This window comes from Thalassobius vesicularis (genome assembly GCF_004799325.1).
GTDB classification, from domain to species: domain Bacteria; phylum Pseudomonadota; class Alphaproteobacteria; order Rhodobacterales; family Rhodobacteraceae; genus Thalassobius; species Thalassobius vesicularis.
Genome location: NZ_SSMD01000003.1, coordinates 429,173 through 441,474 on the forward strand (window position 1 = coordinate 429,173; position 12,302 = coordinate 441,474).

At 62.5% G+C, this 12,302-nt stretch carries 14 protein-coding genes; 10 read left to right on the forward strand and 4 right to left on the reverse strand.

Annotated features, from left to right (window positions below; genetic code table 11):
* The first annotated feature begins 26 nt into the window (after positions 1-26).
* The 8 genes from guaA to E7681_RS08565 all read left to right on the forward strand — a co-directional run bounded on the left by guaA (position 27) and on the right by E7681_RS08565 (position 7,802).
* The gene (gene guaA, locus E7681_RS08530; protein ID WP_136338845.1) at positions 27-1,592 is read left to right on the forward strand and encodes a glutamine-hydrolyzing GMP synthase; all 1,566 of its coding nucleotides are present in this window, start codon (positions 27-29) and stop codon (positions 1,590-1,592) included.
* A 74-nt stretch (positions 1,593-1,666) separates the two neighbouring features.
* Positions 1,667-2,533 carry a DMT family transporter gene (locus tag E7681_RS08535; protein WP_246032442.1) on the forward strand — a complete coding sequence of 289 codons (867 nt, stop codon included), beginning with the start codon at positions 1,667-1,669 and terminating at the stop codon, positions 2,531-2,533.
* A 60-nt stretch (positions 2,534-2,593) separates the two neighbouring features.
* Positions 2,594-3,454, forward strand: a complete 861-nt coding sequence (locus E7681_RS08540; protein ID WP_136338846.1) for an ATPase — start codon at positions 2,594-2,596, stop codon at positions 3,452-3,454.
* 40 nt (positions 3,455-3,494) lie between these two features.
* On the forward strand, positions 3,495-4,448 hold the full coding sequence (locus tag E7681_RS08545) for a homoserine O-succinyltransferase (RefSeq protein ID WP_136338847.1): 954 nt from the start codon (positions 3,495-3,497) through the stop codon (positions 4,446-4,448).
* Positions 4,449-4,481: 33 nt separating this feature from the next.
* Complete coding sequence (locus tag E7681_RS08550) at positions 4,482-5,438, forward strand: alpha/beta fold hydrolase (protein ID WP_136338848.1); 957 nt, start codon at positions 4,482-4,484, stop codon at positions 5,436-5,438.
* A gap of 18 nt (positions 5,439-5,456) precedes the next feature.
* Complete coding sequence (ppk2, locus tag E7681_RS08555) at positions 5,457-6,326, forward strand: polyphosphate kinase 2 (protein WP_136338849.1); 870 nt, start codon at positions 5,457-5,459, stop codon at positions 6,324-6,326.
* Complete coding sequence (locus tag E7681_RS08560) at positions 6,319-6,939, forward strand: TetR/AcrR family transcriptional regulator (protein WP_136338850.1); 621 nt, start codon at positions 6,319-6,321, stop codon at positions 6,937-6,939. The genes ppk2 and E7681_RS08560 overlap by 8 nt, the downstream gene beginning before the upstream one ends.
* A 239-nt stretch (positions 6,940-7,178) precedes the next feature.
* Positions 7,179-7,802, forward strand: coding sequence for a TorF family putative porin (locus E7681_RS08565; protein WP_136338851.1), 624 nt, complete (start codon positions 7,179-7,181; stop codon positions 7,800-7,802).
* Positions 7,803-7,946: 144 nt separating this feature from the next.
* On the opposite strand, the gene rpsI is transcribed toward E7681_RS08565, so the two are convergent.
* From rpsI to E7681_RS08580, 3 genes are all read right to left on the reverse strand, one after another.
* Complete coding sequence (gene rpsI, locus E7681_RS08570) at positions 7,947-8,429, reverse strand: 30S ribosomal protein S9 (RefSeq protein ID WP_136338852.1); 483 nt, start codon at positions 8,427-8,429, stop codon at positions 7,947-7,949.
* Between the two features lie 3 nt (positions 8,430-8,432).
* On the reverse strand, positions 8,433-8,894 hold the full coding sequence (gene rplM, locus E7681_RS08575; protein WP_136338853.1) for a 50S ribosomal protein L13: 462 nt from the start codon (positions 8,892-8,894) through the stop codon (positions 8,433-8,435).
* Positions 8,895-9,067: 173 nt separating this feature from the next.
* Positions 9,068-10,444 (reverse strand): aminotransferase-like domain-containing protein, encoded by a 1,377-nt coding sequence (locus tag E7681_RS08580; RefSeq protein WP_136338854.1) that lies wholly within the window; start codon positions 10,442-10,444, stop codon positions 9,068-9,070.
* A gap of 96 nt (positions 10,445-10,540) precedes the next feature.
* Here E7681_RS08580 and E7681_RS08585 point away from each other — a divergent pair, with 96 nt between their 5' ends.
* Positions 10,541-10,774 carry a DUF1127 domain-containing protein gene (locus E7681_RS08585; RefSeq protein WP_136338855.1) on the forward strand — a complete coding sequence of 78 codons (234 nt, stop codon included), beginning with the start codon at positions 10,541-10,543 and terminating at the stop codon, positions 10,772-10,774.
* A 55-nt stretch (positions 10,775-10,829) separates the two neighbouring features.
* On the opposite strand, the gene E7681_RS08590 is transcribed toward E7681_RS08585, so the two are convergent.
* Positions 10,830-11,249 carry a PaaI family thioesterase gene (locus tag E7681_RS08590; protein WP_136338856.1) on the reverse strand — a complete coding sequence of 140 codons (420 nt, stop codon included), beginning with the start codon at positions 11,247-11,249 and terminating at the stop codon, positions 10,830-10,832.
* A 57-nt stretch (positions 11,250-11,306) separates the two neighbouring features.
* Here E7681_RS08590 and E7681_RS08595 point away from each other — a divergent pair, with 57 nt between their 5' ends.
* Entirely contained in the window at positions 11,307-12,092 is a 786-nt protein-coding gene (locus tag E7681_RS08595; protein WP_136338857.1) for an enoyl-CoA hydratase, read from the forward strand.
* The last annotated feature ends 210 nt before the right edge of the window (positions 12,093-12,302 follow it).

The window sequence follows — 12,302 nt, forward strand, 5'->3', positions numbered from 1 at the left end:
AAACCGTGCGGCCTTATTGGGCATACATGACCCAGACATCCCATGACCGCCTTCTCATCATCGACTTCGGCAGCCAGGTCACGCAGCTGATTGCGCGTCGCCTGCGCGAGCTGAGCGTCTATTGCGAAATCCACCCCTACCAGAACGTCACCGACGCCTTCCTGGCCGAGTTCGCCCCCAAGGCGATCATCTTCTCGGGCGGGCCTGACTCGGTGATGCGCGAGGGTTCGCCCCGTCCGCCGAAATCGGCCTACACGCTGGGCGTTCCGATCCTGGGCATCTGCTATGGCCAGCAGGTCATGATGCACGACCTGGGCGGCCGCGTCGAAGCGGGCGAACACGCCACCGCCGAGTTTGGCCGCGCCTATGTCGCCCCCGCCGACACCCGCGCCGATTTCCTGAACGGCTGGTTCCTTGAAGGCAAGGAGCAGGTCTGGATGTCCCACGGCGACCACGTGGCCGAGATCGCACCGGGTTTCGAGGTTTACGGCACCTCTCCGGGGGCTCCGTTTGCGATCACCGCCGATCTGGCGCGCAACTTCTTTGCCGTGCAGTTCCACCCCGAGGTGCACCACACCCCGAACGGCGCCACGCTCTACGAAAACTTCGTGAAACTGGCCGGTTTCTCGGGCGACTGGACGATGGGCGCCTATCGCGAGGAAATGATCGCCAAGATCCGCGAACAGGTTGGCGACAAGAAAGTGATCTGCGCTCTGTCCGGCGGCGTCGACTCGTCCGTGACCGGCATCCTGCTGCACGAAGCGATCGGCGATCAGCTGACCTGCGTCTTCGTGGACCACGGTCTGCTGCGCCTGAACGAGGCCGAGCAGGTCGTCGCAATGTTCCGCGACAACTATAACCTGAACCTGATCCACGCCGATGAAAGCGATCTGTTCCTGGGCGCGCTCGAAGGCGTTTCCGACCCTGAGGTCAAGCGCAAGACCATCGGCAAGCTGTTCATCGACGTGTTCCAGAAATACGCCGACCAGATCGAAGGCGCCGAATTCCTTGCGCAGGGCACCCTGTACCCGGACGTGATCGAGAGCGTCAGCTTCAGCGGCGGCCCCTCGGTGACGATCAAGTCGCACCACAACGTGGGTGGCCTGCCTGAAAAGATGGGCCTGAAACTGGTCGAGCCGCTGCGCGAGCTGTTCAAGGACGAAGTCCGCGCGCTGGGTCACGAGCTGGGCCTGCCGGCCAGCTTCATCGGCCGCCACCCCTTCCCCGGACCGGGTCTGGCGATCCGCTGCCCCGGCGAGATCACCCGCGACAAGCTCGAGATCCTGCGCAAGGCCGACGCCGTCTATATCGACCAGATCCGCAAGCACGGTCTGTACGACGAGATCTGGCAAGCCTTCGCCGCGATCCTGCCGATGCGCACTGTTGGCGTGATGGGCGACGGGCGCACCTATGATTACGCGGTGGCGCTGCGGGCGGTGACGTCGGTGGACGGGATGACGGCGGACTACTATCCGTTCAACCACGAGTTCCTTGGCGAGACCGCGACGCGGATCATCAACGAGGTCAAGGGCGTGAACCGGGTGTTTTACGATTGCACCTCGAAGCCGCCGGGAACCATCGAGCTGGAATAACGCGGGAGGGGGCTCTGCCCCCGCCGCCCTATGGGCGACTCCCCCGGGATATTTGGAAAAAGAAGAAGGGCGGAATGGAGCAGCGCGCGCAGGTTCTGAAAGCCGCCCTGTGGATGAGCGGGGCGATTGCCTCGTTCACCTCGATGGCGATTGCCGGCCGGGCGGTGAGCCTGGAGCTGGATACTTTCGAGATCATGACCTATCGCAGCCTGGTTGGGCTGGTGATCGTGCTGGTGGTCGCAGGCGCGGCAGGCACGCTGGGCCAAGTGACGCGGCGCAATCTGGGTCTGCATCTGATCCGCAATGTCAGCCATTTCACCGGGCAGAACCTGTGGTTCTATTCGCTGACCGCAATCCCGCTGGCGCAGGTCTTTGCGCTGGAGTTTACCGCTCCGCTCTGGGTGATCGTGTTGTCACCTCTGGTATTGGGCGAGCGGCTGACGCCGATGCGTGTGCTGGCGGCGCTGATCGGGTTTGTCGGTGTGCTGATCGTGGCGCGGCCCACGCCGGACAGCCTGCAATTCGGACAAGTGACGGCGGCGCTGGCGGCTGTTGGCTTTGCCGGCTCGATCCTGACCACGCGGCGGCTGACGCGGACCGAGACGATCACCTGCATCATGTTCTACCTGACGCTGATGCAGGCGGTTCTGGGCCTGATCTGCGCGGGGTTTGACGGGGATATCGCCCTGCCCTCGGCCGAATCTGCGCCTTGGCTGGTGCTGATCGGTTGCGCCGGGTTGCTGGCGCATTTCTGCCTGACCACCGCGCTGCGGCTGGCCCCGGCGACGGTGGTCATTCCCATCGACTTCATCCGCCTGCCGCTGATCGCCGTCGTCGGCATGATGGTCTATGGCGAGGCGCTGGACCTGTGGGTCGTGCTGGGGGCTGCGGTGATCTTTGGCGGCAACTACCTGAACATCTGGAGCGAGACCCGCCGCTGAATGGGTTTGACCGGGCAAGCCCGCGCCGCTAGGACTGCGGGCGCGTCAAGGGATTGGGACATGTTGTACGACACCGCATCTGACTGGCTGAACGCCCCGAAAAAGAAGATCCTGTTCTTCGGCATGTCCGGGTTGGGCAAGACCTTTGTGTCGAACCTGCTGCGCGATCAGGGTGAGTGGTTCCATTATTCGATCGATTACCGCATCGGTACGCGCTACATGGGCGAATACATCGCCGACAACGCCAAGCGCGAGGCGATGAAAGTGCCGTTCCTGCGCGAGCTGTTGATGTCTGACTCGATCTATATCGGGTCCAACATCACGTTCGAGAACCTGACGCCGGTGTCGTCCTATCTGGGCAAGCCGGGCGATGTGGCCAAGGGTGGCCTGCCTTACGCCGGATACACCCGCCGCCAGTCGCAATTCCGCACCGCTGAAATCGCCGCCCTGCTGGACACGCCCTATTTCATCGAACGGGCCGAGGCGCTGTATGGCTACCCGCATTTCATCTGCGATACGGGTGGGTCGATCTGCGAGTGGGTCAACCCGAACGACCCCGACGATCTGGTGCTGAAGACGCTGGCCAAGCACACGCTGCTGATCTGGATCGAAGGCTCGGACGCGCATACCGCCGAGCTGATCCGCCGTTTCGACCGCGCGCCCAAGCCGATGTCCTATCAGGCCGAGTTTCTGGAGCGCGTCTGGGGCGAATACCTGGCCTTGAACGGCATTGATGAAAGCAAGGTGGACCCCGACGCCTTCATCCGCTGGACCTATGCCCAGGCGCTGGCCCATCGCCAGCCGCTTTATGCCGCGATGGCGCGCAACTGGGGGGTCACCGTCAAGGCCGAGGAGATAGCCCAGGTCCGCACCGCCGATGATTTCGACCAATTGATCGCCACCGCCCTTGAGCGCCGCTGACCGGCGCCCTACCTAAGACCCCCAAACCGGAGCTTGAAAGATGCCCATCAAACTGCCTCGTGACCTGCCTGCCTATGACGTGCTGACGCGCGAGGGTGTGATGGTCATGGCCGAGGAGATGGCCGCGCATCAGGACATCCGGCCCCTGCGCATCGGTCTGCTGAACCTGATGCCCAAGAAAATCCAGACCGAGAACCAGTTCGCCCGGCTGATCGGTGCCACGCCCCTGCAGATCGAGTTTTCCCTGATCCGCATGAGCGAGCACGAGTCGAAGAACACCGGCGCGGACCACCTGGAAAGCTTCTACCGCCCGTTCTCCGAGGTGAAGGCCTCGGGCCAGAAATTCGACGGGCTGATCATCACCGGCGCGCCCATTGAACACTTGCCGTTCGAAGAGGTGACCTATTGGGACGAGTTGAAAGAGGTGTTCGACTGGACCCAGACCCATGTGCATTCGACCTTCGGCGTCTGCTGGGGCGGCATGGCGATGATCCACTATTTCCACAACGTGCAGAAATACGTGTTGGATCAAAAGCTGTTCGGCTGCTACCGCCACATGAACTTTGCCCCGCAAAGCCCCTATCTGCGTGGATTTTCTGACGACATGCTGATGCCCGTCAGCCGCTGGACCGAGATGCGCCGCGACGAGATCGAGGCCGCCGGCCTGCCGATCCTGCTGCACTCGGACGTGGTGGGCCCCGCGCTGGTCGAGGATGCCGCGCATCGGGCGATCTACATCTTCAACCACCTGGAATATGACAGCGGCACCCTGAACGAGGAATATCAGCGCGACCTTGCCAACAACCAGATCGAGGGCGCTCAGATCCAGATGCCGTTCAACTATTTCCCGAACGACGACGCCAACCAGAAGCCGCAGAACCGCTGGCGCAGCCATGCCCACCTGCTGTACGGCAACTGGATTTCCGAGATCTACCTGACCACGCCGTATGACATGAACCAGATCGGCTCGGCCTCGACGGACTGGCGCAAATAAGGATCAACTTTGGCCCTCAACCTACTGGTATTTATGGGAATATCCGTTGCAAGCTTCGTCGCCCTGACGCTGTGGAAAGCGTCACGGCACGAGGCCCGCGCCGCCCGCGACTACCCGCCCGAGGGCCAATTCCTGAGCGTTGACGGCCACCGCATTCATGCTGTGGTGCTGGGGCATGGCCCCGATCTGGTGCTGATCCACGGCGCCTCGGGCAATACGCGCGACTACACCCATGATCTGGCGCATCAGCTGGCGCGGCGCTACCGTGTGATCGTGTTCGACCGCCCCGGTCTGGGCTGGTCCGACCGCATCAACCGTACCGGGGCCACGATCCGCCAGCAGGCCGAAACCCTCGCCCGTGCCGCCGCCCAATTGGGGGCCGAAAAACCCATCGTCGTGGGCCAGTCCTATGGCGGTGCGGTGGCGCTGGCCTGGGCCGTGCATTGCCCCAGAAACCTGTCGGCGCTGGTGCTGCTGGCCGCTGCCTCGCAGACTTGGGACGGGCCGCTGCCGACCTACTACCAGGTCCTCTCGCACCGCTGGATCGGACCCGTGGCGATCCCGTTCCTGACCGCATGGGTGCATGACGAGCGGGTCGAGCGCGAGCTGGACTCGGTCTTTACCCCGCAGCTCCCCCCCGCCGGTTACAACGACCATATCGGGGCCGCGCTGACCCTGCGCCGCCCGGCACTGCGCGCGAACGCCCTGCAGCGCGCCAACCTGAACGAGGAAATCCGCGCCCTGCGCCCGCTTTATCCGGGCATCGCGGTTCCCGTCGAAATGCTGCACGGAAGCGCGGACATGATCGTCGGCCTGCCCGTCCATTCCGAACCGCTGGCCCGGCAAATCCCCGGCGCGCATCTGACCGTCCTGCCCGGAATCGGCCACATGCCGCAACACGTCTGCAAACCCCAGGTGATCGCCGCAATCGACCGCGCCGCGTCCCGAGCCGGATTGAACTTGGCCTCGCGCAACGCCATATTGCATTGAAAACAAATGGAGAGGCCCATGGACCTGCCCTTTGACGGTGCAATCAGCGCGTTCTACGACACAGGCGCCCCGGACGATGTGCGCAACGCCATCAAGCGCGCCGAGAAAAGCGATATCCTGAACCCGACCTATCCGCACAGCGAACGTCTGGCCTCGAAACCCTATTCCAAGGACATGGCCAAGCTGCAGGTGGAACTGGTAAAGCTGCAAAGCTGGGCCAAGTCCACCGGCGCCCGCATCGCCATCGTCTTCGAAGGGCGCGACGCCTCGGGCAAGGGCGGCACGATCAAGCGGTTCCGCGAAAACCTGAACCCGCGCGGTGCCCGCGTGGTGGCCCTGTCGAAACCTACCGAGACCGAGGCCACCCAGTGGTATTTCCAGCGCTATGTCGACCACCTGCCCTCGGGCGGTGAGATCGTGTTTTTCGACCGCTCGTGGTACAACCGAGGTGTTGTTGAGAAGGTGTTCGGCTTCTGCACCGACACGCAGCGGGAACACTTCTTTGCGCAGGTCCCCGATTTCGAAAAGATGCTGGTCGAAGAAGGCATCCACCTGATCAAGTTCTGGCTGAACGTCGGCCAAGCCGAACAGCTGAGCCGCTTTCTGGACCGCGAACAGGATCCGTTGAAACAGTGGAAGCTCAGCTGGATCGACGTAGAGGGGCTGAAAAAGTGGGATGACTACACCGCCGCCATCGCCGAGACGCTGAAACGCAGCCACACGCCCCAGGCGCCCTGGACGATCATCCGCTCGGACGACAAGAAACGCGCCCGGCTGGCCGCCATCCGGCACCTGCTGCACTCGATCGACTACGCCCACAAGAACGAGAAAGCAATCGGCCCGGTCGATCCCTCGATCTGTGGCGGACCGGACATCTGGGATGCCTAAGAAGCGCGGATATCATCACGGAAACCTGCGTCAGGCCCTTGTCGAGGCGGCGCTGGAGCTGATCGAGGCCAAGGGCCCGACCGGGTTCACCCTGTCCGAGGCGGCCAAGCAGGCCGGCGTCACCCCCGCCGCCGTCTACCGGCATTTCGAGGGCCGCGAGGACCTCATCGCCGAGGCCGCGCGCCAGGGCTACGAGATTTTCGCAGACGTGATGCAATACGCCTATGACAAGGGCCAGCCCTCGGCGCTGGCGGCGTTCGAGGCGACCGGCCGCGCCTATCTGGCCTTTGCGCGCAAATATCCGGGCCACTACATCGCGATGTTCGAATCCGGCATTTCGGTCAACCGCACGCCCGAGTTGGCCCAGATCGCCACCCGCGCGCGCGGTGTTCTGGAAAAGGCTGCGGCCGACCTGTCACAGCACATTCCCCCCGAAAAACGCCCGCCCGCGGCGATGTTCTCGGCCCATATCTGGGCGCTGAGCCACGGCGTGGTCGAGCTATTCGCCCGCAACTCGCCCGGCACGCAATCCCCCTTCGCCCCCGAAGAGCTGCTGGAAACCGGCATCGGCGTTTACCTGCGAGGTCTGGGACTGATCGCGCCGGATAAATGAGTGCTTAAATTTTAGGCAGGTCAACAGTTCTGCCCCTTTCCGTTACGCCAGTTTTACAAATCCCCATTGCGGAAATTCTGCAACGCAGCAAATGCTGAATGCATGACCGGGCGGGACATCGGAAACGAATCGCAGTAAAATACTCAGGCTTCGATCCCTTACCCAACCGGACCAAGTACTGGTCCCGACCAGGCACCAATCGGGCACTGTCAAAACAATACGGAATGAAGGGATAACATATGTTCACCCGTACCACTCTCTGTGCAGCCGCTGCGCTGTGCCTCCTGCCGCTGGGCGCCTATGCAGGCACCGTCGAAATCTCGGGCGGCGTCGCAGCCAACCTGTACTTCGACAACGATCTGGACCACGTCGCAGATGACGTCGAAGGCTACGTTCAGGCAGCGTACGGCGGTCTGTACGGCGGCATCTGGATCGGTTCGCTGGACGACCCGATCGATGAGTTCGAGTACGACCTGTATGTCGGTTATGCCAACGAAGTGAACGACAAGTTCAGCTACGATGTCTACGTGACCGGCTACTACGGCAACAACTCGGGCTACTGGGCCTACGACATCACCACCGACCTGACCTATGCGTTCTCGGACACCGTGTCGGCCACCTACGAGCTGGTCTACGATCCGGATGCAGAAACCACCGACAACAGCATCGCGCTGGCCTTCGCGCTGGACAAGTGGACCATCACCCCGCTGGTCGGCCGTGACGCAGCTGACGTGAACTACGGCGAGCTGTCGTTCGTCTACGGCCTGACCGACGAAGTGTCGTTCGAAGTGCTGTTCGAAGACTCGGAAGTCTCGGCACCGATGATCACTCTGACGGCCAGCTACGACTTCACCGTGAAGTAATACAGGCGACGCCATTCCAATCTGGCGCAAGAAGGCGGGCTCCCTCGGGTCCGCCTTTTTCTTTGCCCGCTGTCTTGGTGCGACAACCCAAAAACGAAAAGGCCGCCCCGAAGGACGGCCTTTCCAAAACTTTGATCGCGAAGATTAACGCTTCGAGAACTGGAACGAGCGGCGGGCCTTGGCCTTACCGTATTTCTTACGTTCCACAACGCGGCTGTCGCGGGTCAGGAAGCCAGCGGCCTTCAGCGCGCCACGCAGCGACGGTTCGTACAGCTGCAGGGCTTTCGAGATGCCGTGCTTGACCGCACCGGCCTGGCCCGACAGACCGCCGCCCTTGACGGTGGCGATCACGTCGAACTGACCTTCGACGCCAGCAACCTGGAAGGGCTGACGCAGGATCATCTGCAGAACGGGACGTGCGAAATACGCATCCATGTCCTTGCCGTTCACGCTGACCTTGCCCGAACCGGGCTTGATCCAGACGCGTGCGACAGCGTCTTTACGCTTGCCGGTGGCGTAGGAGCGACCCAGCTCGTCACGGACGGGCTCGCGGGGGGCTTCAACTTCGGCGACGACGGCACCGGTGGCTGCGCCCAGCTGTTCCAGCGAATTGATTTGTTCGGCCATTTATCAGCTCCGGGTGTTCTTGGAGTTCATGGACTTCACGTCCAGAACTTCGGGGTTCTGGGCGACGTGCGGATGCTCGGCCCCGGCGTAGACGCGCAGGTTGGTCATCACTTGACGCGACAGACGGTTGCCCGGCAGCATGCGCTTGACCGCTGCGGTCACGACGCGCTCGGGATAGGCGCCTTCCAGGATCTGCTGGGCAGTGCGGTGCTTGATGCCGCCCGGGTGACCGGTGTGCCAGTAGTATTTCTTGTCGGTGCGCTTCTTGCCGGTCATCTGCACCTTGTCGGCGTTGATGACGATGACGTTGTCGCCCATGTCCATGTGGGGGGTGAAGGACGGCTTGTGCTTGCCGCGCAGACGCATGGCAACGATCGAGGCCAGACGACCCAGAACGACGCCTTCAGCGTCGATCACGATCCACTTTTTCTCGATGTCTGCCGGAGTCGCAGAGAAGGTTTTCATCGCGGGATTACCCTTGTTCAAGTGAAGGCAAAGGCACAAAGGCCCCCGCCCGAATTCGATTGCGGCGTTATATAGGGTGTGCGGATACAGTCAAGCGCGCTAAACGCCAATTTATGACGTAAAATCAATTAGTTAAAAAATAGGTATTAAAATACCCCACATTTTTCACCCCCTCAGACCGTGAATTCCTCGCGCGGGTTGTCCAGCAACTGGCGGACCTGGATGATTCCGGCCTCGTATCGCGCCGTATCGACCTGCGCATTCACCGCAATCCGGATCATATGCGGGGCGCGTGCGTCGCGCAGGACGAACTCCTCGGCGCCTTTCAGCATCACCCCCTGCCCCTCGGCCGCGCGTGCGAATTGCGCCGCCCGCCAGCCAAACGGCAGCGCCACCCACAGGAACGGCACATCCTCGTGCCAGGCCACCTGATGCCCGCCCAGATGGTTCACCGTCAGGCGCACCAACTCGTTCATCCGGGCGCGCACCTTGGCGGCGACGCTCAGCATTCTGTGGTCGGTCAAAAACTCCAGCGCGATTTCCGTCAGAGGGCGCGACAGACCGAAATAGGAAAACGTCGCCGTCCGCACCAGATCAGCCACCCGCGGGCGCGGGGCCACAACATAGCCCACCCGCAACGCCGGCGTCAGCGATTTGGAGGTCGAGGACACATACCACCCCAGCTCGGGCAGCAGCGAGTAATAGCTCTCGTCCTTGTGCGGCCCGATGGCATAGCAGTCGTCGTCCAGCACATGCAGCCCCAGCCGTTGCGCCAGCGCCGCGATCTCTCGGCGGCGCGCAGAGCTGGTGTGGCGGACGGTCGGGTTGTTGACCTCGGACGAGGTACAGAAAATCTGCACCCCCTGCTCGCGCACCGCTTGTTCCAGCGCCGCGACGATCGGCCCCTCGTCATCGCAGGGGATACCGACGACACGTGCCCGGCACAGCTCGGCCGCACGGCGAAAGCCCGGATAGGTCAGGCTTTCGACCGCCACCGCCGGATCCGGCCCCTGCAGCACCGTCTGCAGCACCAGCATCAGCGCGTTTTGCGCACCGTGGGTCAGCACGATATCCTCGGCGGTGAAGTTGCCAATCGGCAGGTCTGCCATCCAGCGCCGCAATGCTCGGCGCAGCGGCAAGTCCTGACGGCGGTCGGGATAGTTCATAAACTCCGGCCCCGGCATCGTATCGGCCACCTTGCGCATCGCATCGCGCAACAGCAGGCTTTGCCCGACATCCGGCAACAGCGGGCTACGCAGGTTCAGAACACGCGGCCAGCTGACCGCCTCATCCACCGGCGCGCCGCCCTCGGCCACAAAGGTGCCCCGCCCGACACCGGCCTGCAAAACGCCCTCTTCGGTCAGCACGGAATAGGCCCGCGCCACCGTCCCCGGTGTCACCGACAATTGATAGGCCAACTCCCGCACCGGAGGCAGCTGCGTGCCGCTGGTCAGCTTGCCCTCGGCTACAGCCGCGCGAATCCCGTCAGCCAGGGCTTTGTACTTCGATCGCCCCGCTTCGCTCAGGTCCGGAACCCAATTTGTACCCATAACAATGTTTTCCTAGACGCTTTGTACGCTTAATTGTATCAATATAGGCGTAGCAACACCGCTACATTGTGTCAATACAATTGAAGGATTGGTCCCATGTCTCAGGGCAGCGCTCTGACCGCCGCACACGTCATTTCTTACGATCTGGGGCAAACCGCCCCGGTCGCAGCCCGCTGGGCAATGGCTTTCGCGGTGACCCTGACCAAATGGGACAGCCGATACCGCACGCGAAAGGCGCTGGCGCGCCTCAACGACGCGCAGCTGGCGGATATCGGTCTGGAACGTGACGTGGCTTATACGGAGGCCCGTCGCCCATTCTGGCGCGCGTAACGACCCCGTCCGCGTTGGAATGTACTTGAGGCCGGGGCTAGTCCCCGGCTCTTTTTCATCTCGGTGGGATCGAATAGGTCATCGAGGCCCGCGCCACCGGCGTCGCCAGCCCGTCCGAGTAGATCAGCACGTCCCCGACCGCCAGAACACGCCCCAGCTTCAGCAGGCGGCATTCGGCGATCAAATCCTTGCCCGCTTCGGGCTTGCGCATGAAATCCATGCTGCAATTTGTGGTCACGGCCAGACCCTTGGGGCCGATCATCGCCAGTACGGCCATGTAGATGGCACAATCGGCCAGCGCGAACATGCTGGGCCCCGACACCGTTCCGCCCGGCCGCAGGTGGCGATAGGCGATGGGCATCCGCACCCGGACGGCCATGTCGCGGACCTCCTCGATGACGAAATCCTCGTTCACTTGCGGAAATTCCACCGCCATGAACGCTGTCAAATCCTGCGCCGACATTTTTACGGCCATCGCTTCCCTCCCTGTTCGCTTCGGCCTAGACTTGCCGTGATTTGCGAGGAGGACAAGATGGCAATCCTGGAACGTCACGACACGGGCGCGGTCGCCCACCTGAAACTGAACAGCCCGGGCTCGCTGAATGCGTTGTCCGACGCGATGCTGGCCGCGCTACAGTCGGAATTCGACGCGCTGTCGAATGACCGCTCGATCCGCGCCGTGATCCTGTCCGGCGAGGGCAAGGCGTTCTGCGCGGGCCATGACCTGAAAGAGATGACCGCGGGCCGTCAGGCCGAGGACGGCGGCAAGGCCTATTTCAAGGACCTGTTCGAACGCTGCGCCCGCATGATGATGTCGGTGCAAAAGCTGCCCCAGCCGGTGATCGCGCAGGTGCACGGCATCGCCACCGCTGCGGGGTGCCAGCTTGTTGCCTCGTGCGACATGGCGATCGCCGCCGAGGGCACGCGCTTTGGCGTAAACGGCGTCAATATCGGCCTGTTCTGCTCGACTCCGATGGTGGCGCTGTCGCGCAACATCCCCCGCAAGAAAGCGTTCGAGATGCTGTCCACCGGCACCTTCATCCCCGCCGAAAAGGCCGAGGATCTGGGCCTCATCAACCGCGTCGTCCCGCACGATCAGCTCTCCGCCGCGACCGAGGAGATGGCGAACATGGTCGCCTCGAAACTTGGCGCCGCCGTCAAAATCGGGAAAGAGGCGTTCTACAACCAGATCCAGATGCCACTGGACCAGGCCTATGCCTATACCGGCGATGTCATGGTCGAGAACATGCTCTACCGCGACACGGCCGAGGGAATCGCCGCCTTCCTGGAAAAACGCACGCCGGATTGGCAGCAATAACCGCAACCGCCGCAGCGCAGCACCGGTTTTCACTGTGATAACAACGGGTTCCGAGGTCGTTTCCACTCTGCGCCCAATTGTTTTCACATTTGCCACTTTTCCGCCTCAAATTCGGGTGGTAGAGATGGATCAAAGAGGAAGTGATGAGCCTCTTGATCATGCGAGTGTGGGTCACCACGGCGGTCGTCTCTCTGGGCCAATCTCTCTGGC

Excerpts from the sequence above, each read along its gene's own strand:
- guaA (WP_136338845.1), top strand. The coding sequence starts at position 27 with ATGACCCAGACATCCCATGACCGCCTTCTCATCATCGACTTCGGCAGC.
- rpsI (WP_136338852.1), bottom strand. The coding sequence starts at position 8,429 with ATGGCCGAACAAATCAATTCGCTGGAACAGCTGGGCGCAGCCACCGGT.
- E7681_RS08565 (WP_136338851.1), top strand. The coding sequence starts at position 7,179 with ATGTTCACCCGTACCACTCTCTGTGCAGCCGCTGCGCTGTGCCTCCTG.
- ppk2 (WP_136338849.1), top strand. The coding sequence starts at position 5,457 with ATGGACCTGCCCTTTGACGGTGCAATCAGCGCGTTCTACGACACAGGC.
- E7681_RS08540 (WP_136338846.1), top strand. The coding sequence starts at position 2,594 with ATGTTGTACGACACCGCATCTGACTGGCTGAACGCCCCGAAAAAGAAG.
- E7681_RS08545 (WP_136338847.1), top strand. The coding sequence starts at position 3,495 with ATGCCCATCAAACTGCCTCGTGACCTGCCTGCCTATGACGTGCTGACG.
- E7681_RS08580 (WP_136338854.1), bottom strand. The coding sequence starts at position 10,444 with ATGGGTACAAATTGGGTTCCGGACCTGAGCGAAGCGGGGCGATCGAAG.
- E7681_RS08560 (WP_136338850.1), top strand. The coding sequence starts at position 6,319 with ATGCCTAAGAAGCGCGGATATCATCACGGAAACCTGCGTCAGGCCCTT.
- E7681_RS08550 (WP_136338848.1), top strand. The coding sequence starts at position 4,482 with ATGGGAATATCCGTTGCAAGCTTCGTCGCCCTGACGCTGTGGAAAGCG.
- E7681_RS08590 (WP_136338856.1), bottom strand. The coding sequence starts at position 11,249 with ATGGCCGTAAAAATGTCGGCGCAGGATTTGACAGCGTTCATGGCGGTG.
- E7681_RS08535 (WP_246032442.1), top strand. The coding sequence starts at position 1,667 with ATGGAGCAGCGCGCGCAGGTTCTGAAAGCCGCCCTGTGGATGAGCGGG.
- E7681_RS08595 (WP_136338857.1), top strand. The coding sequence starts at position 11,307 with ATGGCAATCCTGGAACGTCACGACACGGGCGCGGTCGCCCACCTGAAA.
- E7681_RS08585 (WP_136338855.1), top strand. The coding sequence starts at position 10,541 with ATGTCTCAGGGCAGCGCTCTGACCGCCGCACACGTCATTTCTTACGAT.
- rplM (WP_136338853.1), bottom strand. The coding sequence starts at position 8,894 with ATGAAAACCTTCTCTGCGACTCCGGCAGACATCGAGAAAAAGTGGATC.